Genomic DNA, 25625 nt, shown 5'->3' with positions numbered 1-25625 from the left:
CGATGCATCGGTGGGAAATCTAGCGGCGTGGGGGAAGCCCCAAGGCAGCATGGCGATGCGAGCCGGTTTCAGGCCATGGCGACAACGGCAACGAGCGCTGGTGCCCACGCCGGCTGGGCCCGGCAGCGGGTGGCAGCCGCCGCTGAGCGGATAGCGCCCCTGGCAGCGGCGCGCACCGCTGCAGTTCAGCCGGCCCTGGCGAGGGTGTTGGAAGCCTTCGCGGCCGAGCGGCTCGGTACCCATCACTTCGCCTCCGTCAGCGGCTACGGCCACGGCGATCTGGGCCGCGAGGTGCTCGATCGGGTCTTTGCGCGGGTGCTCGGGGCCGAGGCCGCCGCCGTGCGCCTGCAGTTCGTGAGCGGCACCCATGCCATCGCCGCGGCCCTGTTCGGGGTGCTGCGCCCCGGAGATCGCCTGCTTTCCCTCACGGGCCGCCCCTACGACACCCTCGAGGAAGTGATCGGCCTGCGCGGCAGCGGCCAGGGCTCCCTGGCCGAGTTCGGCATCCACTACGACGAGCTGCCCCTCACGGCCGCCGGTGCCGTGGATGCAGACGGCCTGGCTGCGGCCCTGGCGCCGCCCACCCGGATGGTGCTGATCCAACGCAGTTGCGGCTACAGCTGGCGGCCCTCCCTGAGCCTGGAGGCGATCGCTGGCCTTTGCGAGCGGGTGGCGGCCCTCCAGCCCGGCTGTATCCGCTTCGTCGACAACTGCTACGGCGAATTCGTCGAGCCCCTCGAGCCCCCGGCGGTGGGAGCCGACCTGATCGCAGGCTCGTTGATCAAGAATCCCGGCGGCACCATCGCCCCCACCGGTGGTTACGTGGCTGGCCGAGCCGATCTGGTGGAGCAGGCCTGCTGCCGGCTCACGGCACCGGGCATCGGCGGCGAGGGCGGCACCGGTTTCGATCTCTATCGCCTGCTGTTCCAGGGGTTGTTCCTGGCGCCCCAGATGGTGTCTGAGGCGTTGATCGGCGCCGAACTCACCGCTTCGGTGTTCAGCGATCTGGGCTATGCCGTCCAGCCCCGGGTGGGGGAACACCGCAGTGATGTGATCCAGGCGGTGCGTTTCGGTGCCCCCGAGCCCCTGATCCGGGTGTGTCGGGCCTTCCAGTCGTGCTCGCCGGTGGGGAGCTATCTCGATCCGGTGCCTGCGCCGATGCCCGGCTATGCCAGCGAGCTGGTGATGGCCGGCGGCAGCTTCATCGACGGCAGCACCAGTGAGTTCTCCGCCGACGGACCCCTGCGGGAGCCCTACGTACTTTTCAGCCAGGGGGGCACCCACCGTGGTCACGTGGCCCTGGCGCTGGAGAAGGCCCTGGCGGCGCTGGGCCCCGGCTCCGCTCCCGGTGGCGGCCCAGGTGGGATTGGCTGAGCAAGCCGGTCCGCCGGGAGCCACACTGGTCCAAACCGTCTTTCGGTCCGCGATGGCCCTCCAGGTCCCCGACGACTGCCGCTTCGCCGACAGCCATGAATACGTGCGCCCTGAGGGGGAGCTGGTGAGGGTGGGGGTGAGTGCCTTCGCTGTCGATCAGCTCGGCGACATCGTGTTCGTGGAGCTGCCCGAAATCGGCAGCCAGCTGGAGCGAGGCAGTTGCTTCGGCACGGTGGAGTCTGTCAAGGCCGTCGAGGAGATCTACGCCCCGATCAGCGGCACCGTGGAGCGGCGCAACGAGGCGGTGCTCTCCAGCCCTGAAGAACTGCAGAACGATCCCTACGGCGAAGGGTGGTTGCTGCTGCTCCGCCCCAGCGATCCCTCCCAGCTCGACGACCTGCTGGAGCCCGCCAGCTACCGCGCCAAGCTGGAGGCCTCCTGAGCGTCAGCCAGCCGGGCCGAAGTCCCTAGGATCCAGTCGCTAAGCCGGTTCGGGTGGCGTGAGCGTCGAGAGCAGCAGCGACAGCACTGACAGCAGCGTGGCCGGCGCCCCCCGGGATGTCTCCCCCTTCCTGCAACGCCATCTGGGCCCATCCACCGCTGAGCAGGCCCGGATGCTCGAGCGCCTGAGCTGCGCCGATCTTGAGAGCTTCGTGGCCGAGGTGGTTCCCGGCGACATCCTGATCCCAGCCGCAGCCGCCGAGCAGGGTCTGCCCACAGGCGTGGGGGAAGCCGAGGCCCTCACGGAACTGCGCCGGATCGCCTCCCTCAACAAAGTGCGCCGCAGCCTGATCGGCCTGGGGTATTACGGAACCGCCATACCGGCCCTGATCCAGCGCCACGTGCTGGAGAACCCCTGCTGGTACACCGCCTATACCCCTTACCAGGCGGAGATCGCCCAGGGGCGGCTGGAGGCCCTGCTCAATTTCCAGACCCTGATCAGCGAGCTCACGGCACTGCCGATCGCCAACGCCTCGCTGCTGGATGAGGCCACAGCCGCGGCCGAGGCGATGGCGCTCAGTGCCGGTGCCTGCCGGCGGAGTCAGGCGCGCCGCTTCCTGGTGGATGAGCAGGTGTTCCCCCAGACCCTGGAGGTGCTGCGCACCAGGGCCGAGCCCCTGGGAATCCTGATCGAGACCTTCGATCCCGCCAGAGTCGGTGCGGTCACGGCAGCTGGCAGTGAGCAGCCCGTCGCTGACGATGTCTTTGGAGTGTTGCTGCAACTGCCCGGCAGTCGTGGCCAGCTCTTCGATCCAACCACTGTGATCGAGGCGGCCCACCGGGCCGGAGCCATGGTGACTGTGGCGATCGATCCCCTGGCCCAGGTGCTGCTGGCACCCGTGGGTGCTCTCGGTGCCGACATCGCCATCGGCAGCAGCCAGCGGTTCGGGGTGCCCCTGGGTTACGGCGGGCCCCATGCCGCCTTCTTTGCCACCAGCGAGGCCCACAAGCGCCAGATCCCCGGCCGCCTGGTGGGGCGCTCGCTCGATGCCGAGGGCCGGCCAGCACTGCGCCTGGCTCTGCAGACCCGCGAGCAGCACATCCGCCGCGACAAGGCCACCAGCAACATCTGCACCGCCCAGGTGCTGCTGGCAGTGATGGCGGGCTTCTACGCCGTGCACCATGGCCCCGAGGGACTGACGTCCATCGCCAGCCGGGTGCTGCGACTGCGCGCCGCCCTGGCCCTGGGGCTCGTGCGCCTCGGCTTTCAGCTCGACGCCGGCCCCGCCTTCGGCACCATCAGCGTGGTCACAGCCGATGCCGCCGCGCTGCTGGAGCGGGCCGAGGCTGCCGGCTTCAACCTCAGGCCGCTCGCTGCCCAGGGCGGTTCGCTGGAGGGGGTGGCGCTCAGCCTGGATGAGCGCAGCGATGCCGCCGAGCTCGACCAGCTGCTGGGGCTGTTCGCCGCTGGCTCCAGCCAGGGGGAGGGCGCCGCCGCCGCGATCCCCTCAGCCGAGGCCTTGCTGGCGGAGCTGCCGGCTGATCAGGAGCTTCTGGCGGGGCTCCCTCTGCGCCAGGGCCCCTGGCTCCGTCAGGAGGTGTTCCAGCGTTACCGCAGCGAATCCGAGCTGCTGCGCTACATCCAGCGCCTGGCCTCCCGCGACCTCTCCCTGGTACACGGGATGATCCCGCTGGGGAGCTGCACGATGAAGCTCAACGCCGCTGCCGAGCTGGCACCGGTGAGCTGGAGCGAGTTTGCCGACCTGCATCCGCTGGTGCCTCCTGCACAGGCCAGGGGCTATGCCCGTCTGATCGCGGATCTGGAGAGCTGGCTGGCCACGATCACGGGTTTTGCGGGGGTGTCGTTGCAGCCCAACGCGGGATCCCAGGGGGAGTACGCGGGTCTGCTGGTGATTCGCGCCTGGCATCGCAGTCGCGGCGACGACCACCGCGACATCTGCCTGATCCCCACCAGCGCCCATGGCACCAACCCGGCCAGCGCGGTGATGGCGGGCCTGCGGGTGGTGCCCGTGTCGTGCGATGCCCAGGGCAACATCGATCTGGAGGATCTGGAGGCCAAGGCCAAGACCCACTCCGCCTCCCTGGCGGCGGTGATGGTCACCTACCCCTCCACCCATGGCGTGTTCGAGCCCGGCATCCGTCGCCTCTGCGATGTGATCCATCGCCATGGGGGTCAGGTCTACCTCGACGGTGCCAACCTCAACGCCCAGGTGGGTCTGGCCAAGCCAGGCCTCTACGGCGCCGATGTGTGTCACCTCAACCTGCACAAGACCTTCTGCATCCCCCATGGCGGCGGTGGCCCCGGGGTGGGGCCGATCGGGGTGGCCGCTCACCTGGTGCCCTTTCTGCCGGGCCAGGCCCAGGGAATCGGCGCGGTGGCGGCAGCCCGCTGGGGCAGCGCCGGCATCCTGCCGATCAGCTGGATGTACATCCGCATGATGGGTGGCGCCGGCCTGCGCCAGGCGAGCGCCGTGGCTCTGCTGGCGGCGAATGTGATCGCCGAGCGCCTGGAGCCCCATTACCCCGTGCTCTTCCGCGGACCGGGCGGGCGAGTGGCCCATGAGTGCATCCTCGATCTGCGTCCGCTCAAGCGCAGCGCTGGGGTCGAGGTGGATGATCTGGCCAAGCGGCTGATGGACTACGGCTTCCACGCCCCCACCGTGAGCTGGCCCGTGGCCGGCACCGTGATGGTGGAGCCCACGGAGAGCGAATCACTCGAAGAGATCGATCGGTTCTGCGAGGCGTTGATCGCGATCCGCTCCGAGGCCGCGGCGATCGAGGCTGGTCAGGTGGACCCGCTCGACAACCCGCTCAAGCGCGCGCCCCACACCCTGGGCGCTGTGACGGCTGACGACTGGGACCGCCCCTACAGCCGTCAGCAGGCCGCCTTCCCCGCCGGAGACACTCAGCGGGACAACAAGTTCTGGCCAGCGGTGGCCCGCATCGACAACGCCTACGGCGACCGAAACCTGGTCTGCACCTGCCCATCGGTGGAGGAGTTGGCTGCTGCCCTGCCGCTCCAGTCCTTGGCTGGTGAGGGAACCACAGCACCAGTAACCACGGCGCCAGTCCTGGCTGGTCAGGGGCGTTAAGATTCGGCCAAGTTAGATAATCCTTAGATTTTCTTCCGAATCCAGGGGTTGTTTTTCCCCATCGATCAGTAAGTAATGCGCCCGGAAGTTCCGGCCCCGCTGCTCCTTCCGATCTGCCCAATCGCTTCGCAAACCCATTCATGAACGGCAAAAACGACGACACTTCTGGCCCTGCGGCCATTCGTCGCCTGGTGATGGCTGACGCCCTGGCGGCCGGTCAATCGGGATTGCCGTCTCGGCAGGGTCCATCATTGCCGCCAGTTCCCACCACCCTGTCCAATACCCACGACCGGGGAGAAATCTTCCGCGAGGAGGGCACCAACGTGCTGCGGGTTCCCTTCGGGGTGCGTCAGGCCAAGCTCCAGCGTGGGGTGCGCCCTGAGCGCTGGGCCACGTTGGTGCTCCCCTTCCAGGCCGCCGGCGGCCCCACCCCCACGCCACCTCAGGCCGCCTGAGCGAGCGGCGTGGGAGTGGGCTCAGCTCAGCTCAGGCAGCCCGGGTGAGCCGCCAGTCGACCAGGGCCTTGACATCCGCCAGCGAGCTGGCTGGGGTGCGGAATGGCAGCACCGGCATCGGACTGCGTTCGGGTCGCACCAACCAGGTGAGATCGGCCTGGGGCATCAGCACAAAGCCGCGGTAACGCACGATCCAGCGCTTCGGTTCCACATCGGGGAGCACCCGCAGGACAGGAGCGTAGGGATCGTGGGTCGCCATGACCAGATGAGCGATGGGTCAATCGAAATCCATTGCAGTTGCAAGACGGATCAGCGGCAGCATCAGCCGCTGCCTTTCGAGGGAACGGTCATGAATTGTCATCAATTGCCTTGGCGACGGCAGCGGCTGCTTCCAGGCTTGGAGGTGCCCTCAGAAGCGAGAGCCAGGTTGCTGCAGAAAGGCCAGCTCCTCGGCAAAGGCCCCGCTCATGCCAGCTCGAACAGCAGCAGATCGGTGCCGGCAGCCGTGGCCGTGAGCTCCCCTGATCCCCCGGCCAGAAAGCCGATCCCATCACCGGCACTCAGGGGCTGGGACCCATCAGGGCCGCTCAGCTCCACGCTGCCGTCGATCAGCTGCAGCCAGGCCTGGCGCCCCGCCGCGACGGGCAGATCGAGGCTGACACCTTCGCTGGGCTGGGCCCGCCACAGCCGCACCGGCCTGTGGATCGCCATGGCGCCCTCCGCCAGCTGGGGATCGAGCAGCAGGGTCCAGCCTTCGCCGACGGTGAACGACTTCTGCTCATAGGCCGGTTCGATGCCGTGGCTGCTGGGCTCGATCCAGATCTGCAGCAGCCGGCAGGGGCGGTTGGAGTCGTTGATTTCGCTGTGGACCACCCCGGTGCCGGCGCTCATCCGCTGCACTTCCCCCACCATCAGCACGGCGCCATTGCCCATCGAATCGCGGTGGGTGAGTTCCCCCTCGATCATCACCGTGATGATCTCCATGTCGCTGTGGGGATGCATGCCGAAGCCGCGACCAGGGGCGATGGTGTCCTCGTTGATCACCCGCAGGGGTCCGTAGCCCATCCAGGCAGGGTCGTAGTGGTGGCCGAAGCTGAAGCTGTGACGACTCTCGAGCCAGTCGAGCTGGCCATGGAAGCGCTCGGCGGCCGGCCGCAGCAGGGTCTCGCTGCGAGGGGTGGGGGTGGTCATGGCAGCGCGGGGTAGTCGGTGTAACCGGCCGGGCCGGGGGAGTAGAAGGTGGCGGGATCGGGGCTGTTGAGCGCCGCGCCGCGCCGCAGGCGCTCGGGCAGGTCGGGGTTGGCCAGGAAGGCCGTGCCGAAGGCCACCGTGTCGATGGCGCCAGCTGCGATGGCGGCGTTGGCCTCGCTGGCGCTGTAGCCCATGTTGGCGATCAGGGTGCCGCTGAAGCGTTCGCGGATCGGGGTGAGCAGATCCCCCTGCTGCTGGCCGAGCAGATCGCCGCGCATTACATGCAGGAAATCCAGGCCGGTGCCGTTCAGCCGCTCGGCCAGCCAACTGGAGAGGCCGATCGGATCGGAATCGGCCATGGCGTTGTAGCTGTTGAGGGGGGAGATGCGCAGCCCCACCAGATCAACCTCCGTTTGCACCGCATCGATCACCTCGAGCAGCAGCCGTGCCCGGTTCTCAATCGGACCGCCGTAGGGCCCGGTGCGGCGGTTACTGCCATCGCGCAGGAATTCATCGAGCAGGTAGCCGTTGGCCCCGTGCACTTCCACACCGTCGAAACCGGCGGCGATGGCGTTGCGGGCGGCAATGCGGAAGCCCTCAACGATGGCCGGCAGTTCCTCGTCGGCCAGCTCGCGCGGCACCACGTAGGGCTTCTTGCCCTCGGGGGTGTGGATCTCGTCGCCGCTGATGGCGATCGGGCTGGGAGCCACCGGCTGGCGGCCGCCGTTGAGGAGCGGATGGCAGGCACGGCCGCCGTGCCAGATCTGCAGGACGATCCGTCCACCGGCGTTGTGGACTGCCTCTGTAACCAGCCGCCAGCCGGCCACCTGGGCGGCGGAGTAGATACCGGGCTCACGGATGAACGATGAATGGCCCTCCATCGCCATGGTGGCCTCGGCGATGATCAGCCCGGCTGAGGCGCGCTGGGCGTAGTACTCGGCCATCAGCGGCCCGGGCACGTGATCCTCCTCGGCCCGCGAGCGGGTGAGGGGCGCCATCAACACCCGGTTGGGCAGCTCCAGGGGGCCGAGCGGGAAAGGCGTGAACAGGCTGGCGGTCATGGTGGATCAGGCGGCGAGCAGTTCGGGTTCGCGGTAGGGCTCGAAGCTGACCTTGCGGGCGCCGCAGATCGGGCACTCCCAGTCGTCGGGGATGGCCTCGAAGGGGGTGCCGGCGGCGATGCCGGAATCGGGATCGCCGATGGCGGGGTCGTAGATCATCGAGCAGACCTTGCAGATCCAGAGGCCGGGCAGCGGCTCACTGGCCTCACCGGCCTTGCCCTCACCGGAGAGGGCCTTCAGGGCGATGCCGTAGCGGTCGGCGTGGTGGTGCTCGATCGGGGTGAGGAAGCCGAAGTTGCTGGCGGCCTTGCGGAAGAGTCCGGCGTGGTCTTTCGATTCCGCGATCTGCCCATTGAATTCGCTCTCGGCGCTGGCGTCATGGTCGGCGCGGGCGGCTGCGGCGAACTCCGGATACATGGTGGTGTACTCGTAGGTTTCACCCTCGATCGCCAGCTCAAGGCAGCGGGTGAGCACCGTCTGCTTCTGCTCCTCGCTGAGGGATGCAGGATCCTCCACCACCAGCTCTGGATGGAGCAGGCGGAAGTGGGCGAAGGCGTGCTCGGTTTCCTGGGCGGCGGTGTCGCGGAAGAGCTTGGCCAGTTCGGGGTTGCCGAGCTTTTTGGCCACATCGGCGAAGAAGAGGTATTTGCGGTTAGCCATGCTCTCGCCACCGAAGGCGGCTTCGAGATTGGCAGTGGTGGCGGGGTTGGAGAGATCCATGGGCGAAGAGGGCTGAATGCGCCTGATTTGCCACACGATACCACTAAGTCGGAGTGAGTATGAGTTAGCTGACTCAGTAGTTGGCTCCGCTGCGCCGCTTGTGCACCGCCGTGGTGCCCGCAGGATCCAGCAGCGCGCCGTGGCTCACTTCGGCATAGATCAGCCAGTGATCCCCGCATTCCATCCGCTGGCTCACCCGGGCCTCCAGCCAGGCCAGGGCCTCAGGCAGCACCGGTTGCCCCCCCGGGCTGCTCTCCAGTTCCAGGCCTGCAAAGCGATCGGCACCGGGGGGGAAGGGTTGCAGGAACTGTTTCATCGGGCCGGTCTCCCGGCCAGCGGCCAGCACGTTGAGGGCGAAGCCATCGCCCACATGCAGCAGCGCCTCGACGGCGCGGTCCTTGGCCACGGCCACGGTCAGACCCGGCGGACTGAAGCTGGCCTGGCTGACCCAGCTGGCCACCATCGCTCCTGCCAGGGCCTCCTCCCCCTCCCCCTTGCGGGTGGTGAGGACGCAGAGGGAACCCACCACCCGCCCGAGGGCCAGCACGGCCGGGTTGCTGCGGCTTTCGCTCAGGCCACCGCCTGCCACCCGCTTCTGGCGTTTGTGCTGTTGCTGCAGGTCCCGCCCCAGGGCCGTGCCGGTTTCCTCCAGCCGTTTGAGGGTGGCGCCATCGGGGCTGAACTTCACCCGAATCGGCTCGAAGGCGAAGCGGAAGCCGCCGTCGCGCAGCTTGCTCTCGAGCAGGTCGATCGCTTCCCCACTCCAGCCGAAGCTGCCGAACACGCCCACGGGCTTGTCCCGGTCGCCCTCTGCCAGCAGGGTGCCCAGGGCGGAGACGATCGGCGTGGGGGCATGGCCCCCGAGGGTGGGGGAGCCGATCATCAACGCGTCGCAGCCGCGGATGGTCTGCAGGAGTTGCTCCGGCGGCGCGAACTCACAGTTCAGGCTCTCGACCCTGACCCCCGTGCGCGCCACTCCCTGGGCAAGGGCATCGGCGATGGCGGCGGTGTTGCCGTAGGCGCTGGCATAGAGAAGGGCCACCGACAGCTGCGCCTTCTCCTGGCTCTCACCCCAGCGGCGGTAATCGGCCAGCAGGCTGCGCCAGCTTTCGCTGATCGCCGGGCCATGGCCCGGCGCGATCGTGCGGATCGGCAGCTCATCGAGGCGGTCGACCACCGTTTCCACCTGGCGCGCCATCGGCGCCATCAGGCAGTCGTAGTAGTAACGGCGATCCTCCTCGGTGCTGTCGCGGTTGGCTTCGGCCCAGCTCTCGCTGCAGAGGTGGGCAGCGAAGAACTTGCCGCTCATCAGCAGGCCGGTGCTCTCCTCAAAAGCCACCAGGGCACTGGGCCAGCGGGGTGTGGGTGTGGGGATCAGGGTGAGGCGGTAACCGGCCGCCAGCTCCCGGCTCGCCTCCTGCTTCACCACGTCGATCGGGGGCAGGGGCGGTAGGGGTGGCTCCGGCTCCGCACCTGCCGCCGCGGGCCGGCGCTGGCTCCAGAGTTCCTCCAGAAGCCGGGCACCGGCGTTGGAGGCCACCAGCATCAGGGCCGGCCAGCGCAACGCCAGCTGGTGCAGCAGTGCCACCCGGTTGGGGTTGAGGTGGCCCACCACCACCTTCAGGGCCGCCTCGCTGGGCACCAGCTCCGCGAGCTGATCCAGAAAGGGTTGCGCGAAAGAGGCCCCAGGTGGATGGATCAGCACCGGTGGCACCGGCTGGCCAGCGCTGGTGACGCCGGCCGTGAACAGAAAGGCGTTGGCGGTGGTGCCGCGCTCGAGGCCGTACTCCACCTCGAAGCGCAGGCGCTTGGGGCTGAGGCCCCTCAGGCAGAGCAGGTCGGCCTCGATCGGCAGCACGATCACACGCCGGTCGGTGCCCGCGGCAGCGGCGGTGGGTGCGGCGGCAGAGGAGGAGGCCATCAGTAGTGGTTGCCCACCTTGCGGTGGTGCACGGCGGTGGTGGCTTCACTGTCGGCCACGGTGCCCTCCTCCACCTCGGCGTAGATGATCCAGTGGTCGGGGCCCTCCATGCGCTGGGCCACCCGGCAGCCCAGGTAGGCCAGGGCATCGCCCAGCACGGGACCGCCCGCTGAGACCCCATCGAGGGTGGAGACCCCAGCGAAACGATCGGCCCCGGGCGGGAAGCGCCTGAGGAAATGGCGCAGCAGCTCCTGGTGGTTGTCGTCCCGCAGGATGTTGAGCACGAAGCGGTCGCCCACCTGCATCAGGGCCTCGATCGCCCGGTCCTTGGCCACGGCGATCGAGAGGCCGGGAGGATCGAAACTGGCCTGACTCACCCAGCTGGCCACCATGGCGCTGCTGCGTTCCCCCTGGCGGGCGGTCACGATGTAGAGGCCCCCGCTGAGGCGTCCGAGGGCCTTGTCGAGGTCGCCATCAAGAGACTTCATCGCTGCGATCGTGCGGGCGCGGGTGAGCAGCTGGCCCAGGTCGGTGCCGGCTTCCTCGCAGCGCTGGTAGTCGTTGCCGTCGGGCACCTGGCGGATGCGCAGGGGCTCGAAGGCCTCCTTCTGGCCCACGCTGCGCAGCTGGGCTGCAACGCTGTCGATCGGCTGGTCATTGCCGCCGTAGGCGTCGTAGGCCGCCACCCACTGCTTGGGTTTGAGGGCGGCCAGCAGGGTGCCGATCGATTGCTGCAGCTCCGGGTCGGGATTGGCGGGCCAGGTGGGCACCACCACGGCGCTGGCGTCCCCCGCCAGGGCGGCCAGTTCCTGAGCATCAGTGGCGCGCAGATCCACCAGTTGAACCTGGGCCTCGGCCTTGCCGATGCCGCGGGCGATCGCCTGGCTGAGGCGGTCGCAGAAGCCGTACTGGCTCACGTAACAGACGGCGGCATAGGTCTCGCCGGCACTGCGCTGGCTGCTCCAGTCGCGGTAGTCACCGATCCAGAGGTTGAGGTGGTCGCGCAGGAGCGGCCCGTGGCCGGTGGCGATCATCCGGATCGGCGGCAGGGCATCCATGCGCTTGAGGGCCTGCAGCACGCTGCGGGCGTTGGGGCCCATCAGACAGTCGTAATAGAAGCGGAAATCGGGGGCGATGGCGCCGGGATCCACGTCGTAGATGTCTTCGCCGCAGTAATGCAGACCGAAGGCATCGCAGGTGTAAAGGATGCCGGTGCCGTGATCCAAGGAGAAGATCGTGTCGGGCCAGTGCAGGTTGGGCGCGCTCAGGAACTCGAAGCGGTGCTGCACCCCGCTGGTGGGATTGACGCCCAGGTCGAGCTCTTCGCCACTTTTCACGGCCCGGCTGCGGAAGGGCCTGTGCACCTGGTCGGCCAGGAACTGGATCGCCACCTTGGAGGCCACGATCTCGATCTCGGGATTGCGCTCCAGCAGGTGACCGATCAGGCCGCTGTGGTCGGGCTCGGTATGGGACACGATCAGGTGATCGATCGCCAGCGGATCGATCTGCTCCTCGAGCAGCGGCAGCCAGGTGGCTTCGAATTTGAGGTGGCTGGTGTCGATCAGGGCGGTGCGCTCACCCCGCACCAGGAAGGAGTTGTAGGTGGTGCCATTGCGCAGGCCGAACTCGATGTCGAAGCGGCTGCGGTCCCAGTCGAGCGAGCGGATGGTGGTGGTGTCGGGCCCGATCGCGGCGCACTGGAGCGAGAGGCGAGGGGGTGCAGCGGTGGCGACAGTCATCGACGGCGTCTGCGAAGGCGACGACTCTAGAAACGCCGCTGGGATTTCCCTGGCTCCAGAGCTGCCCAGGAGGTGCCGGATCGATTCGGCCATCTGATGACAGCCATAGGCGCGGCTGTCGTGGTCTCAGGGCTCCATGGCCGGCGGTGGAGGCCGCGCTGGGCGATGAAAACCGCTTCAACCCCCAGTGCGTGGGCAGACGAGTGAAGAACCATATCGGCCGGGTCCAGTCCTGCCAAAAGTATTACCCCCTGACTTTTATAGTTTCCACGATTTGGCGTGCCAAAACAACAGAGGATTTGACTTGTCCGATTTCATCACACTGTTTCTTGAGCAGCTTCAGTCTCCAACGCTGGGCTTCCTGATTGGTGGCATCGTTGTCGCCGCATTAGGCAGCCAGCTGGCCATTCCAGATTCGATCTACAAGTTCATCAGCTTCTTTCTGCTGATGAAGATCGGTTTAACTGGCGGGATCGCCATTCGCAATTCCAATCCCACCGAGATCTTTCTCCCGGCGCTCGCAGCTGTGGGGATTGGCATCGCGATCGTGTTCATCGGTCGTTACACCCTGGGGAAACTGCCAGGCATCAGCGTTCCTGACGCCGTGGCCACCGGTGGTCTGTTCGGCGCGGTGAGTGGCTCCACTCTCGCGGCCGTTCTGCCGCAGTTGGATTCCGCCAAGATCCCCTATGAGGCCTGGACGGCGGCCCTCTATCCCTTCATGGACATTCCGGCGCTGGTGACGGCGATCGTGGTGGCCAGTGTTTACATCAGCAAGAAGACCGGCAACGCTTCCGAGAAAGTCGACATCTGGCCGATTATCAAAGAAAGCGTGCAGAGCTCGGCCGTCACGTCGCTGCTTCTGGGCGTGGCCCTTGGCATTCTCACCAAGCCAGAGCCCGTCTACGAGAGCTTCTTCAATCCTCTGTTCCGCGGCTTCCTCGCGATTCTGATGATCATCATGGGGATGGAGGCCGCCCAGCGCATGAACGAGCTGCGCAAGGTTGCCCAGTGGTTTGCCATCTATGCATTCATTGCACCCATCGTGCATGGTTTTCTTGCCTTTGGCGTTGGCCTGATCATTCACAAGATCACGGGCTTCAGCATCGGTGGCGCTGTTGTGTTGGCGGTGATCGCCGCGTCGAGCTCTGATATCTCGGGCCCGCCAACGCTTCGCGCTGGCATTCCCTCGGCGAATCCCTCCGCCTACATCGGCGCCTCCACAGCCATCGGCACGCCAGTGGCGATTGCAATCTGCATCCCGCTGTTCATTGGAATTGCCGAGATGATGCTCGGTCGTTAGAACTTTAAAACCAAAATCGATCGGAGGCTAAGTCCATGAGTCAACAAGTTTGGAAGCTGGTGATCGTTGCAGAGGAAATCCTCTCCAAAAAACTCATCAAGCTGATCAAGGCGGCAGGTGCAACCGGCTACACAGTGAATGCAGCCGGTGGTGAAGGAAGCCGCAATGTGCGCTCCACGGGAGAGCCCAGCGTGTCACATACCCTCTCCAATGTGAAAATTGAGGTGCTCACCGGCACCCGCGAGCTGGCCGACAAGATCACCCATGAGATCGAAGCCAAGTTTTACTCGGACTACTCGATCATCACTTATATCTACCAGGTGGAAGCCCTGCGCGATCACAAGTTCTGACCTGATCTGATCAGAGCTGTTTCGTGTCCCCGGCTGTGTGCCTGCACATTGCCGGGATTTTTCGTTTCAGCTTGTCTTGACTGCGGCGGGCCCTGCATACGTGGTGGTGATGTTCAGGGATTGCACAGCGGGCAGTGCTGCGGATCGGCCTCAGCCAATCCATCGGGGCGGGGGTGCTCTTCTGTGTGGGAGCAGCTGACGCAGCCGAACCGCTCGCGGTGCGTCAGGGGTGTGGGCATGCCGCACCAGCTGCAAGGCAGACCAGGCACCACGTCCAGTCGCCCCCAGCCCGGGGCACCACAGGAGGGGCAAGCGGAGGCGATCCGGCGCGCCAGCCTGTTGGCCAGGACCCGCAGGGAGGCCATGCGTGTGGGGTTGCGGTGGGCACGCATGTCCGTCTCCACCTGGGCCCGGCCGTTGCTGGAGGCGGCCGCGGCTGCGTCGATCGCTCTGGCGAGTTGCGGGTGATCAGGCAAGTCTTTGAACAGAAGCGTTTCGGCGCCACTGCAGGGGTGCTCGGGGCGCACCATCAGGCCATGGGCGGGGAAGCCCACCTGTGCGAGCCAGCCCTCCAGCTCCGCCGGCTCTGCGGCGCTGCGGTGATTGAAGTTGGTGCGCCGGGCGACCAGCCGCTCCCAGATCTCCAGGCCGCGCTCCTGATCGAGGAACACCATCACTTCCAGGCCGGCGGCGAGGAAGGGCATCCCTGGGTGGGGCCCGAAGCTGCCTTCACTGGCCAGGCCCAGCGGCAGGCCGAGGGCAGCCATGCCCACGAGGGCCTTGCGGCGGCAGGCATGCTCGGCGCCGCCTTGGCGCAGCACCAGGCCGTCGAAGCTGCCGAGCTGGTCGGTGTCGATCCCTGCTGGCAGCTCCAGCTCAAGGCCGAGCAGGGAATGGAATGGGCGGGCGAGGGCCTTCTCCTTGCCATGCATGGTGGCTAGGGCGACCTTGCTGCCGAGGTAACGCTCCACGACGGCTGGGGATTCCAGCTGGAATCCATGGGATTGGGGGGTAACAACTTAAGGAAGTCGTGCCAAATCCAGCTTGCGAGCTTGTGGCGGATGAGCCGAAAGCCTGCGGATTGGCGTGATTGATCGCCTGGGCTTATCACAGGCATACGAAATCCTTCCGAACGCGAATACCCAGACGCCAGGACAGGCCATTAAGGTCTCTCGACCGCCGCAACGGTGACCCCATGCTCCATCCCTGAGGCCCCCGATTCGGCCATTGGTATCCTCGCCAGGTGAGCCGCTTCCCCTAGGTATTACTCACACTTCAATGTCACTTTGTAGATCGACAGGATGTCGATCTGTTGTTTCCCTTCGCCGTTAAATCCATGTCCAAGCGTCGTCAATTTCTTGCTCTGATGAGCGCAACCCTGGTCGGAAGCGTGATGCTGGGGGGTTGTCTTGGAAACCCGCCTGACAGGGGAGGTGGAGGGGGTGACACCTCCGCACCGGTGGCTACCGCCGACAAGGGCCTTGAGACCAAGACGATCAGCCTCGGTTTCATTCCCATCCTTGAGGCCGCCCCCTTGGTGGTGGCCGTCGAGAAAGGGTATTTCGCCAAGCATGGCCTGGAGGTGAACCTCACCAAGCAGGCCAGTTGGCCTTCCGCACGCGACAACGTGGTGCTCGGTTCCGCCGGCGGCGGCATCGACGGCGGCCAGTGGCAGATGCCCATGCCCCAGATGATCAGCGAAGGCGCGATCACTGATGGCAAGAAGGTGCCGATGTATGTGCTGGCGATGCTGATGAGCCAGGGGAACGGCATCGCCGCCTCCAATGCAGTCAAGGATGGCAACCTCAGCGTTGACCTAAAGACCAGCTCGCCGGGCTTCTTCGACGCCTTCGCCAAGAAGAACGGCAGCAAGTTCAAGGCCTCCTACACCTTCCCGAAATCCAACCAGGAGATCTGGATCCGTTACTGGCTTGCCGCTGGCGGCGTGGACCCCGACAAGGACGTGGAGCTGCTGACGGTGCCCGCCACCGAAACCCTCCAGGGAATGAAGAACGGCACGATGCAGGCCTTCTCCACCGGCGACCCCTGGCCCTCACGGATCGTCAAGGACGGGGTGGGCTACCTGCCGGCGATCACTGCCCAGATCTGGAAGTCACACCCCGAGGAGTATCTGGCAGTACGGGCCGACTGGGTGGACAAGCATCCCAAGGCCACCGTGGCCTTGCTCAAGGGGCTGATCGAGGCCCAGATGTGGATGGACAAGGCCGAGAACCGTTCGGAAGTGGCCAAGATCCTGAGCTCCCGCAAGTGGTACAACATCCCTGTGCCGGTGCTGGAAGAAGCTCTCAAGGGCCAGTACAAGCTGGGCGCCGACATGAAGCCGGAGACCAATCCGGCCATGGGCCCCCTTTATTGGGCCAGCGATCGCGGTGTGATCTCCTATCCCTATAAGAGCCTCACTCTCTGGTTCCTGCTTGAGTCCATGCGCTGGAAGTTCTATCCCGGCGTTGTCGATACTGTCGACAAAGCCAAGGCGATCAATGACAAGGTGACGCGCGAAGATCTCTGGCTTGAGGCGGCCAAGGAACTGGGCCTTCCCGCTGCCGACATTCCCACCGGCTCCAGCCGAGGCAAGGAAACCTTTTTCGATGGCGTCACCTACGACCCGGAGAATCCTCAGGCCTACCTCGACAGCCTGAAGATCAAGAAGTGATCGTGGAGTGATCCTTCTCCGGGGGCTGTTAGCTCCCGGAGTCTTTTCGATAGAAGCGTAGCCAGCCAGTTGCTAACCCGTCTAAGGTCATTTGCCCGGTCACGGCCGCTGCGGACCGATCCCTTTCCCATTCATCAATCTACGGAGCATTCCATTCATGGTTCCCACTTCACCGCGCCGCCCGGGGGTTGCCTCCAATCCCCTGGAGTGGCTCACCCGGAGCTCCGGCACCTGGCTGCCGCCACTACTGGGTACCGGCGGGTTCCTGTTGCTCTGGCAGATTCTCTCTTCGGCAGGGGTGATCGCCCTGCCCGCTCCCTCCAGCCTGTTCACAGAGGAGCGGACCCGCACCCTGATTCTCTATCCCTTCTACGATCGCGGTGGCCTTGATAAAGGCCTGTTCTGGCAAACGATGGCCAGCCTGTCGCGGGTGGCCCAGGGCTATACCCTTGCAGCCCTGGTGGGTATTGCCGTGGGGATCACGATCGGCCTCAAGCCCACGATCAACCGCGCCTTTGATCCCCTGTTCCAGTTCCTGCGCATGGTGGCGCCACTGGCCTGGGTGCCGATCGCACTGGTGCTGTTCCAGAAGAACCAGCCGGCGGCCATCTTCGTGATCTTCATCACGGCGATCTGGCCGATCCTGATCAACACCGCTGAAGGGGTGCGTCAGATTCCTCAGGACTACCGCAACGTGGCCCTGGTGCTGCAGATGTCGAGCCGGCGCTTCTTCACCAAGGTGCTGATCCCTTCCGCTCTCCCCTACATCTTCACGGGCCTGCGCATTTCGATCGGTCTGGCCTGGCTGGCGATCATCGCGGCTGAGATCGTGATGCCCGGCACCCTGGGCATCGGTTTCTTCATCTGGGATGCCTACCAGCAGAACTATGTGGGCGAGATCGTGCTCGGCGTGATCTGGATCGGTGCCATCGGCCTGGTGCTCGATCGCCTGATGGCCTGGCTGCAGACACGCATCTCCCCCGGCCAGTGATGGTCCTTTCTCACCCCGCTTCGTTCCCGCGGCCTGCCTACGCCCCTCTGCACAGGATTCAGCCATGACCACCACCACAGCGCCGTCCCTTGTGGATGTGCGTGCCATCGACAAAAGCTTCGCCCTAAAGGGCGGTGGCACCTACCTGGCCCTGCAGGGGATCGATCTGGAGATCCGCAAAGGGGAATTCATCTCACTGATCGGCCACTCCGGTTGCGGCAAGAGCACCCTGCTCAACATGATCGCCGGGCTCGACCTCCCCACGGAGGGCACCGTGCTGCTCGACGGCGAAGCCGTCAAGCGCCCAGGCCCCGACAAGATGGTGGTGTTCCAGAACTACTCCCTGCTGCCCTGGCTCACGGTGCGGGAGAACATCGCCCTGGCCGTCGATGAGGTGATGGGAAAGATCAGTTCCAGTGAGCGCGATGCCCTGGTCCAGGAGCACATCGACATGGTGGGGCTCGGCCCGGCGGCCACCAAGTTGCCCCTGCAGCTTTCCGGTGGCATGCGCCAGCGGGTGGCGATCGCCCGGGCCCTGGCGATCCGCCCCAAGCTGCTGCTGCTCGATGAACCCTTCGGCGCGCTCGACGCGCTTACCCGGGGGAATCTGCAGGAGAAGCTGATGCAGATCTGCAACGAGCACGAGCTCACCGCGGTGATGGTCACCCACGACGTGGATGAGGCGGTGCTGCTCTCCGACCGCATCGTGATGCTCACCAATGGCCCCGGCTCGAACATCGGCGGCATCCTCGAGGTGGACATCCCCCGGCCGAGGCAGCGCCTGGAGGTGGTGCACCACCCCAGCTACTACAGCCTGCGCTCGGAGATCATCTACTTCCTCAACCGCCAGAAGCGGGTGAAGCAGTGGCGGGCCCGGCCCCACCAGGTGGTGGCTCGCCATGGGCTGGAGAAAGTGAACCTGGATCTGGGTTTCCTGCCCCTGGCAGCAAGTGCTCCCCTGGCGGTGGCCGAGGCCCATGGCCTGTTCACCAAGCACGGCCTCGATGAGGTGCAGCTGATCCGCGAGCCCACCTGGCGCGGCATCGTCGACGGGCTGGTCGACGGCACCCTTGATGCCTCGGTGATGCCGGCGGGTATGCCCACCTGGATGACAGCCGGTGGCCACGGCGGTGCGCCCTTGCCGATCGTGACGGCGCTCACCCTCAGCCGCAACGGCAACGGCATCACCCTGGGCCGCCGCCTGGCGGAGCAGGGTGTGCACACGGTGGACGACTACCGCGCTTATCTCAAAAGCCACGAGCGCGAGCCCCACACGATGGGGATCGTGCATGAGGCCTCGATGCACAACCTGCTGCTGCGCTACTGGCTGGCGGCCAATGGCATCGACCCCGACAAGGACGTGCATCTGCAGGCGCTGCCGCCGGCCCAGATGCTCGCCGACCTCAAGGACGGCAGCATCGATGGCTACTGCGTGGGTGCCCCCTGGCTCGATCGGGCCATCCGCGACGGCCATGGCATCGCGGTGGCGGGCGACCTGGCGATCTGGCCCGGTCACCCCGGCAAGGTGCTGGGCGTGCGCGAAGACTGGGCGATCACCTATCCCAACACCCACATCGCCCTCACCAAGGCGCTGCTCGAGGCCTGCCGCTACTGCGCCGATCCGGCCCATTGGGGCGAACTGAGCGAATTGCTCAGCGATCGCCGCTATCTCGGCATCAAGCCGGAGCTGATCCGCTTCAGCGAAGCCAGCACCGACGTGGACCGGGGCGGGCCGGAGAGCGAGAGCGCAGTGCCCCATCACCTGTTCTTCGGTGAGGGACTGAACAGGCCCAGCCGCACCGAACACCTCTGGATGATGACCCAGATGGCCCGCTGGGGGGAGATTCCCCTGCCGCGCAACTGGGTGGAGATCCTGGAGCGCGTCTGCCAGGTGGGGGTGTTCAGCACCGCAGCCCGCGAACTTGGCCTGGATGCGATCAGCTACCAGCGCCAGGGCATCGAGCTGTTCGACGGCAAGCCGTTCAATGCCGACGACCCGATCGGATATCTCAACGCGCAGACGATCAAGCGCGATTTCAGCATCGCCGAGATCCCTCTGGCCCCACCCCGGCGCAGTTGAGGCCACACGCCAACTGGGCCTGCTGCCCAGGTTGGCGCTTTCCGTGCCTTGCTCGCGATTTCTTTCAGCTCGAGATTTCTTTCAGGTCCCAATTCCTCATCGAGACCCTCCATGTCGACTCTGATCCAGCCTGCCCCGATGGGAGCCCCGGCCTCGGCGGCACCTCCGCCCGGCGATGCCTTCCTGCGTTTCGAGAACGTCAGCAAGGTGTATCCCACCGCCACTGGCCCTTACACGGTGCTCGATGGCATCGACATGGCCGTGAACCAGGGGGAGTTCATGTGCGTGATCGGCCACTCCGGTTGCGGTAAATCCACCCTGTTGAACATGGTGTCGGGCTTCGCCACCCCCACCGAAGGTCAGGTGATCCTTCACGGCAACCGGATCACCAAGCCAGGCCCCGACCGCATGGTGGTCTTCCAGGGCTATGCCCTGCTGCCCTGGTTCACCGCCTACGAGAACGTGTATCTGGCGGTTGATTCGGTTAAGCCGGATCTGCCGGAGCGTGAGAAGAAGGAGATCACCCGGGAGCACCTGGCAATGGTGGGGCTCACCGAGGCGGCCGAGAAAAAGATCCTGCAGCTCTCCGGTGGCATGAAGCAGCGCGTGGCGATCGCCAGGGCGCTGGCGATCCGGCCGGAGGTGCTGATTCTTGACGAACCTTTCGGGGCCCTAGATGCGATCACCAAGGAGGAGTTGCAGGAGGAGCTGCTCACCATCTGGAACACCCAGAAGTGCACTGTGCTGATGATCACCCACGACATCGATGAGGCCCTGTTCCTGGCTGATCGGCTGGTGATGATGACCAACGGCCCTGCCGCCAAGATCGGCGAAATCATGGACATCAAATTCCCGCGGCCGCGCAACCGCGAGGAAATCATGGAGGACCCTCTCTACTACGACCTGCGTAACCAGGCGCTGGATTTCCTCTACAGCCGCTTCGCCCACGACGACACAGCGGACTGACGCAAAAAAAGCTCCGGCCGTAAGACCGGAGCTCGCTCAGCTCTCCTCGTGTCGACTCCTATGGGGGTCTGGTTCAGCCGACCCCCGCTTCCATTCAGCTCTCCACTTTCACCACCACGGTGCTGTGGGTCTGGGCCTTGGGGGCCGTCACGGTCAACAGGCCGTCGCGGTAGCGGGCTTCGATGCCCTCCCGCTGCAGGCCGGCTGCAAAACGGAAGCTGCGGCTCCAAGTGCCATAGCGGAATTCGCTGTGGATGGGGCCGGCTTCCTTGGCGTTGTCGTTGCCGCTGCTGGTCTGGGAGCGGCGCTCGGCACTGATCAGCAAGGAGCGATCGGTGGCCTTCACTTCGATCGAATCTTTGTCGACGCCGGGCAGCTCCAGCACGACGACGTAGGCCTCAGCGGTTTCATGCACTTCGGCGGCTGGTACACGCTCGGCCTGATTGACCTGTTGCTCCAGACGCTCGAGCAGATCGAAGGGAGAATGGCGCAGGGTCAGCATGGTGATGTCCTTCACAGATAAATGATCAGGGTGTTTCCGGATCACCCGTCCAATCAATGTGGCTGATCTAGATGAGATCCTGGAGGGCAGAAACCGTCCATCTCGGTACGGGCTGCACGCCTTGGTCGGTCTCTACACCAGAGCAGGGGGGAGAACCGACAAAGGTTGCAGCCAGGAGTTGCTGCCAAGCGCTAATTCAGAAGCCACCACCAGTTGGAGAAGGCAGCGGCCTGGCCGCAATCGCGGCCGTCGCGATCGCGCAGGGTCCAGAGGCGGGCGCGGCTGATCACGAAGCGACGGCCGTGGCTGTCGATGCGGATGCCGGTGTAACCGCTGATCGCCTCCAAGGCCCGGGCGCTGGTCAGCAGGCGGGCTCGGCTTGAGCGCTCAGCGGGCTCCGCCGTGAGCCGGGAGGGCATGCCGACCATCTCGTGCCAGGGGCGGCGCCAGAGCGCCAGGGCGGAGCGATTTGCGTAGATCAGGCGGGGGTCGTGATCAGGCCGGTCCGCACTGCCGTCGTGGGCGAGCACCACGGTGGCTGCGGCGAACAGCTCCTGGGCCCACTGCCGCGCTTTACCCGGGGACGGCCCTGGCGTGGCAGGGGTGGGGGTGGCGATCAGGGGCCGGCCGAAGGCCTGCTGGTGAGATGCAAGCAGGCAAGCGGCCCGCTCGATCCCAGCGGGGCTGAGCCAGGGGGCTTCGTCGAGGGATGCCCCGGGCTCAGTCAGCGGCATCGCTGTTGCCGCCACCCATGGCCTGGGCCAGGGCCAGCTGGCTTACCCGGCTGGCCTGGGCCTGCAGTAGCGAGAGGAAGCGCCGGTTGGCATCGGGGAAGAGGGGCTCGGTGGCCAGGGGCAGCTCACCGGCTTCATCAAGCCCGGTCTCCCCCTCCATGGCCGGGGTGATCACCACCAGATCCGGATCCAGGGCCGATGCGTACGACCACCAGCGGCTCGGGTCGCCCACGGCTGGGTGGACGGGGTGCGGCACATGAACGGCGGCCTGGCGCCGGCCGCCTGCGGCTGCAGCCAGCTGTTTCCGTCTGCGCTTGGCCAGGTCGGAGAGCAGCTGTGTTCTGGAGCGGCCGCGCAGCTGGAAGAGCACGAACGGGTCTTCGCTGAAGCGATCACCCATCAGGTAGTAGACGGCGCTGACGTGCTTGCAGGGGTTGGCCTTGTCGGGGCAGCTGCACTCGCTGCGCACCTCCTGGAGCTTGAAGGGAAAAAGGCGGCGGCCGCTGGCGGCGAAGGCGCGCTCGATGTCCTGGGGCATCACCCCGGCCAGCAGCTGGGCCGACCAGCGGGCCTTCTGGCCGAGGGCCTCGAGCACGTAGCCCCAGTCGTCGTCGCTGAGCACATCCAGCCAGAGCTTCACCTTGTAGGGCTCCTCCTCGGTGCCCTGCACGCGGGCATGAACCCGCCTCCCCTCGAAGCGGATCGAGAGCACGTTGCCCTCACGCACATACGACCAGGCGCGCTCAAGCCGTTTCTTGTAGCGATAGGAGTTGATCAGCTCCATCCACTGCTCCACCCACCAGGGCTGCTGCCCCAGGCCTTGCTGGCCCAGCTGGGTGGTGATCGCGCTGCCGCCGAAGGCGCCGCCGGTGCCGGTGATGGTCATGGAGAAAGTATGCCGAGCGACCGGATCAGCGGCCGCTGATGGTCCGCGCTCGCCAGGCTGGATCGGTCCTGGAGTCTGGCCATGGCCAGTGCCGCCGAGCGTCTGGCTGTCAATGCGGACGGTCCCTTCTATGTGGATACCAGCTGCATCGACTGCGGCACCTGCTGGCAGTTCGATCCGGCCCACTTCGCGCCGACCGGCCGCACGTCGCATGTGTGGACCCAGCCGGTCGGGGAGGAGGAGACCCGGGCGGCGTTGCTGGCGCTGCAGGCCTGTCCGGTAGCGGCCATCGGCACCACCCGGGAGCTGCTGGCGCTCACGCCCGCCGATGGCTTCCCATCCCTGGTGACGAGCCTTGCGCAGGGGGAGGTGTATTACTGCGGCTGGGCGTCGCGCAAGAGCTTCGGGGCCAGCAGCTGGCTGATCACCCGGCGGCGACCCGATGGCAGCCCCGACAACTTGCTGATCGATTCCCCGCGCTGGAGCGCAGCCCTGGCCCGCCGAATCGAGGCCATGGGTGGCGTCAGCCGCATCCTGCTCAGCCACCGCGATGACGTGGCCGACCACCATGCCTGGGCCCGGCGTTTCGGCGCCGAGCGCTGGATCCACAGCGCCGATGCCGATGCGGCCGCTGAGGCGGAGCACCGCTTCGAGGGCACTGAGCGCCTGCGGCTCGATGACGATCTGCTGGTGATTCCGGTGCCGGGACACACGGCCGGCTGTGTGGCGGTGCTGTTCGCGGATCAGGTGCTGTTCAGCGGCGACCACCTCTGGTGGGGTGTGGATCCGCCGGGTGTGGTGGCCTCTCGCCGCGTTTGCTGGTGGAACTGGGAGGAGCAACTGCGGTCGGTGGAGCGGCTGCTCGATCTGGATGTGCGCTGGCTGTTCCCCGGCCATGGCCGCTGGCATTCCTTTGCCCCTGGCGAGTGGCGGCGGGAGCTGGAGGCCACGCTGGCGCGGGAGGGACAGGGCGGGGAACTCTGAAGGTGGATCTGCGTTGAACGCATGGCTCAGGCTTCAGGCCCACGGCTGATGGATCGTTTCCGTGAGGAGATGCAGGTGAGGCATTACGCCCGGCGCACGATCACCAGCTACGCCCAGTGGGTGAAACGCTTTCTGCGCTTTCACGGGATGCGGCATCCCAGGGAGATGGGCGAGCAGGAGATCAATGCCTTCCTGTCGCATCTGGCCACGGTGGGGCAGGTGAGTGCTTCCACGCAGAATCAGGCGCTGTCGGCCTTGCTGTTTCTCTACAGAACGGTGCTTGGGGGTGATGTCGGCAACCTGGACGGTGTAGTGCGTGCACGGCAGCCCAAGAGGCTGCCGGTGGTGTTCACGTTGAAGGAGACGAGGGATGTTCTGCAACAGCTCAAGGGCACCGAACAACTCGTGGCGCAGCTTCTATACGGCAGCGGTCTGCGGCTCATGGAAGCACTGCGGCTTCGGGTGAAGGATGTGGAAATCGAGGCCCGGCGGCTGACCGTTCGCAGCGGCAAAGGGGACAAGGACCGGGTCACCGTTCTCCCAGCCAGCCTTCTGGAGCCGTTGCAGGAACATCTGGAGGCGGTGCGACAGATTCACCGGAGAGACCTGGCGGCAGGTTGGGGAAGGGTGATGCTGCCGATGGCACTGGGACGGAAGTACCCCAACGCGGCCTCGGAATGGGGTTGGCAGTGGGTCTTTCCACAGTCGCACCGCTGGTTTGACAACAAGACCCGAACGGAAGGCCGGCATCACATCGATCCATCCGTGATCCAGAAGGCCGTGAAGCGGGCGATCCTGCGGGCCGGCATCAGCAAGCCGGCCAGTTGCCACACATTTCGCCACTCGTTCGCGACTCACTTACTTGAGCGTGGCCAGGACATCCGCACCATCCAGGAATTGCTTGGACACAGCGACGTGAAGACCACGATGATCTATACCCATGTGCTGAATCGTGGCCCATGTGGGGTGTTGAGCCCAGCGGACCTTTTGTAGCAAACTGAAAATTCGGTTTGCGGACCCGCCTATGAACCCAACGCCGATGAGCCAAATCCCTCAAAGGCCTTACGCTGGTGAGAGCTCCACGAAAGGCTGCCGGCTTTGGGGGATTCTTATGCGGCCAGTGAGCCGGGCTAGGGATGGATACCGGACCCGCCGAAATACTGTTATGCATACAGTGACATCGGGTAACTACGGATGAAAGAGGACATCCTAGAGCAACTCGCCTCTGACTATTTAGAGGCTTTGGGGTACTTCACTCTGACTAATGTAAAGTTCCGGCCCGATCCAAGTGATCCCGCCTTCGATTCGAAGCAGGATTCAGTTCATAGTGATATTGATGTTCTAGGCTATTGCCCAAAACGGGCAGGGGTAGATAGAGTCATTGCTGTGAGTTGCAAGTCGCTCCAAGAAGGATTCTGGCCGGAATGGGAAGTGAATGCAATTGAGAAGAACAAGCTCGTGTCAGGTCGAGAGGCTTGGAGGCGATATCGTGAATTGGTAGTGCCAAAGTGGGCGCGAGCATTCCGCAAGTGCATCAGTGACCTGACAAACGAATCAACCTTTGTCTACGTTACTGCCGTGACTAAAGTGAATGGCGATCGAAGTCCATGGGAGAACAACTCCAAGTTTCGTGAAACGCTCGGAGCTGAGATCAGGTTGTTGTCATTAAACGAGATGGTCGAGGCGGTTCTTCCAGCCCTCTCAAACACCGTAGCCAACTCCGAGCTAGGTCGCACTCTTCAACTTTTCAAGGCCGCAGGCATTCTCGGAGGCAAAGATGCATAACATCAAGATCCAGCGGGCGGGAGTTAATGCTCTTGATGAATCCTTTGGGGTTCTGCCCGCCGCTGATCTTGAGCGTTCGAAGGATGTGTATTTCTAGAAGTGAGCCAGCAAGGTAATGTTAATTTGCCTTAGTCGAGGTGTTGCATCGGCCGGCTGATTCAGACGCCAATGGAAATCCAAACGCCAGGCAAGGCCAAGGGCTGCCAGATTGACTTCACGAAGGGATGTGAAGACATGAGCGATTACTTCACTTAAGTGGGGCCTCCTGAGAAAGTGAAAACCAGCCCCAGGGCAACAAAGTGGGGGATCCAGGTTCACCTCTGAGTATTCCTCAGGCTGCAGCTGCCTGATGGCC

At 65.4% G+C, this 25625-nt stretch carries 24 protein-coding genes; 13 read left to right on the top strand and 11 right to left on the bottom strand.

The features are described from left to right. Window positions 1-75: 75 nt before the first annotated feature. The 4 genes from CJZ82_RS12675 to CJZ82_RS12660 all read left to right on the top strand — a co-directional run bounded on the left by CJZ82_RS12675 (window position 76) and on the right by CJZ82_RS12660 (window position 5383). A complete protein-coding gene (locus CJZ82_RS12675; RefSeq protein ID WP_094556140.1) occupies window positions 76-1374 on the top strand; it encodes a methionine gamma-lyase family protein in 1299 nt (432 codons plus the stop codon). A gap of 52 nt (window positions 1375-1426) precedes the next feature. Further along, window positions 1427-1816 (top strand): glycine cleavage system protein GcvH, encoded by a 390-nt coding sequence (gcvH, locus tag CJZ82_RS12670; RefSeq protein WP_094556139.1) that lies wholly within the window; start codon window positions 1427-1429, stop codon window positions 1814-1816. Between the two features lie 172 nt (window positions 1817-1988). Further along, a complete protein-coding gene (gene gcvP / locus CJZ82_RS12665) occupies window positions 1989-4928 on the top strand; it encodes an aminomethyl-transferring glycine dehydrogenase (protein ID WP_233130239.1) in 2940 nt (979 codons plus the stop codon). Window positions 4929-5068: 140 nt separating this feature from the next. Beyond that, on the top strand, window positions 5069-5383 hold the full coding sequence (locus tag CJZ82_RS12660) for a hypothetical protein (RefSeq protein ID WP_233130233.1): 315 nt from the start codon (window positions 5069-5071) through the stop codon (window positions 5381-5383). Window positions 5384-5414: 31 nt separating this feature from the next. Here the strand turns inward: CJZ82_RS12660 and CJZ82_RS17955 are convergent, their stop codons facing one another. The 6 genes from CJZ82_RS17955 to CJZ82_RS12630 all read right to left on the bottom strand — a co-directional run bounded on the left by CJZ82_RS17955 (window position 5415) and on the right by CJZ82_RS12630 (window position 12015). Then, entirely contained in the window at window positions 5415-5642 is a 228-nt protein-coding gene (locus tag CJZ82_RS17955) for a hypothetical protein (protein WP_143593664.1), read from the bottom strand. A gap of 206 nt (window positions 5643-5848) precedes the next feature. Next, on the bottom strand, window positions 5849-6574 hold the full coding sequence (locus CJZ82_RS12650) for a pirin-like bicupin family protein (RefSeq protein ID WP_094556138.1): 726 nt from the start codon (window positions 6572-6574) through the stop codon (window positions 5849-5851). After that, entirely contained in the window at window positions 6571-7635 is a 1065-nt protein-coding gene (locus CJZ82_RS12645) for an alkene reductase (protein ID WP_094556137.1), read from the bottom strand. Before CJZ82_RS12645 ends, CJZ82_RS12650 begins: the two co-directional genes overlap by 4 nt. A gap of 6 nt (window positions 7636-7641) precedes the next feature. Further along, window positions 7642-8355, bottom strand: coding sequence for a rubrerythrin family protein (locus CJZ82_RS19490; protein WP_094556136.1), 714 nt, complete (start codon window positions 8353-8355; stop codon window positions 7642-7644). Between the two features lie 73 nt (window positions 8356-8428). Beyond that, a complete protein-coding gene (locus CJZ82_RS12635) occupies window positions 8429-10276 on the bottom strand; it encodes a diflavin flavoprotein (RefSeq protein ID WP_094556135.1) in 1848 nt (615 codons plus the stop codon). Further along, the gene (locus CJZ82_RS12630) at window positions 10276-12015 is read right to left on the bottom strand and encodes a diflavin flavoprotein (protein ID WP_094556134.1); all 1740 of its coding nucleotides are present in this window, start codon (window positions 12013-12015) and stop codon (window positions 10276-10278) included. Before CJZ82_RS12630 ends, CJZ82_RS12635 begins: the two co-directional genes overlap by 1 nt. Window positions 12016-12319: 304 nt before the next feature. Between CJZ82_RS12630 and CJZ82_RS12625 the strand changes: the two genes are divergently transcribed. Both CJZ82_RS12625 and CJZ82_RS12620 read left to right on the top strand, forming a co-directional pair. Further along, complete coding sequence (locus CJZ82_RS12625) at window positions 12320-13318, top strand: sodium-dependent bicarbonate transport family permease (protein ID WP_094556133.1); 999 nt, start codon at window positions 12320-12322, stop codon at window positions 13316-13318. Window positions 13319-13353: 35 nt separating this feature from the next. Then, a complete protein-coding gene (locus CJZ82_RS12620; RefSeq protein ID WP_094556132.1) occupies window positions 13354-13668 on the top strand; it encodes a hypothetical protein in 315 nt (104 codons plus the stop codon). Window positions 13669-13781: 113 nt separating this feature from the next. Here the strand turns inward: CJZ82_RS12620 and CJZ82_RS12615 are convergent, their stop codons facing one another. Next, complete coding sequence (locus tag CJZ82_RS12615; RefSeq protein ID WP_233130232.1) at window positions 13782-14639, bottom strand: DUF6671 family protein; 858 nt, start codon at window positions 14637-14639, stop codon at window positions 13782-13784. Between the two features lie 365 nt (window positions 14640-15004). Here CJZ82_RS12615 and CJZ82_RS12610 point away from each other — a divergent pair, with 365 nt between their 5' ends. The 4 genes from CJZ82_RS12610 (at window position 15005) to CJZ82_RS12595 (ending at window position 20379) form a co-directional block, all read left to right on the top strand. Then, a complete protein-coding gene (locus CJZ82_RS12610) occupies window positions 15005-16342 on the top strand; it encodes a CmpA/NrtA family ABC transporter substrate-binding protein (protein ID WP_094556131.1) in 1338 nt (445 codons plus the stop codon). A 157-nt stretch (window positions 16343-16499) separates the two neighbouring features. After that, entirely contained in the window at window positions 16500-17333 is an 834-nt protein-coding gene (gene ntrB, locus CJZ82_RS12605) for a nitrate ABC transporter permease (protein ID WP_094556130.1), read from the top strand. Between the two features lie 64 nt (window positions 17334-17397). Continuing rightward, the gene (locus CJZ82_RS12600) at window positions 17398-19413 is read left to right on the top strand and encodes a nitrate ABC transporter ATP-binding protein (protein WP_094556129.1); all 2016 of its coding nucleotides are present in this window, start codon (window positions 17398-17400) and stop codon (window positions 19411-19413) included. Window positions 19414-19551: 138 nt separating this feature from the next. Then, window positions 19552-20379, top strand: coding sequence for a nitrate ABC transporter ATP-binding protein (locus CJZ82_RS12595; RefSeq protein WP_233130231.1), 828 nt, complete (start codon window positions 19552-19554; stop codon window positions 20377-20379). A gap of 94 nt (window positions 20380-20473) precedes the next feature. Here the strand turns inward: CJZ82_RS12595 and CJZ82_RS12590 are convergent, their stop codons facing one another. From CJZ82_RS12590 to CJZ82_RS12580, 3 genes are all read right to left on the bottom strand, one after another. Next, complete coding sequence (locus CJZ82_RS12590) at window positions 20474-20881, bottom strand: Hsp20/alpha crystallin family protein (RefSeq protein ID WP_094556173.1); 408 nt, start codon at window positions 20879-20881, stop codon at window positions 20474-20476. Between the two features lie 191 nt (window positions 20882-21072). Beyond that, window positions 21073-21615 (bottom strand): MEKHLA domain-containing protein, encoded by a 543-nt coding sequence (locus CJZ82_RS12585; RefSeq protein WP_094556127.1) that lies wholly within the window; start codon window positions 21613-21615, stop codon window positions 21073-21075. Then, on the bottom strand, window positions 21602-22501 hold the full coding sequence (locus CJZ82_RS12580) for an SWIM zinc finger family protein (protein ID WP_094556126.1): 900 nt from the start codon (window positions 22499-22501) through the stop codon (window positions 21602-21604). Before CJZ82_RS12580 ends, CJZ82_RS12585 begins: the two co-directional genes overlap by 14 nt. A gap of 81 nt (window positions 22502-22582) precedes the next feature. On the opposite strand from CJZ82_RS12580, the gene CJZ82_RS12575 reads away from it, so the two are divergent. The 3 genes from CJZ82_RS12575 to CJZ82_RS12565 all read left to right on the top strand — a co-directional run bounded on the left by CJZ82_RS12575 (window position 22583) and on the right by CJZ82_RS12565 (window position 25270). Further along, window positions 22583-23485 carry an MBL fold metallo-hydrolase gene (locus CJZ82_RS12575; RefSeq protein WP_094556125.1) on the top strand — a complete coding sequence of 301 codons (903 nt, stop codon included), beginning with the start codon at window positions 22583-22585 and terminating at the stop codon, window positions 23483-23485. 21 nt (window positions 23486-23506) lie between these two features. Continuing rightward, window positions 23507-24478, top strand: coding sequence for an integron integrase (locus CJZ82_RS12570; protein WP_094556124.1), 972 nt, complete (start codon window positions 23507-23509; stop codon window positions 24476-24478). 201 nt (window positions 24479-24679) lie between these two features. Beyond that, on the top strand, window positions 24680-25270 hold the full coding sequence (locus tag CJZ82_RS12565) for a hypothetical protein (protein WP_094556123.1): 591 nt from the start codon (window positions 24680-24682) through the stop codon (window positions 25268-25270). Window positions 25271-25363: 93 nt separating this feature from the next. Here CJZ82_RS12565 and CJZ82_RS19035 read toward each other — a convergent pair. After that, window positions 25364-25625: hypothetical protein (locus CJZ82_RS19035; protein ID WP_233130230.1), on the bottom strand; the 262-nt coding region annotated here is incomplete at its 5' end.

The organism is Synechococcus sp. 1G10 (assembly GCF_002252625.1).
Classification (GTDB): domain Bacteria; phylum Cyanobacteriota; class Cyanobacteriia; order PCC-6307; family Cyanobiaceae; genus Regnicoccus_A.
This window is presented reverse-complemented; position numbering and strand designations above follow the sequence as displayed.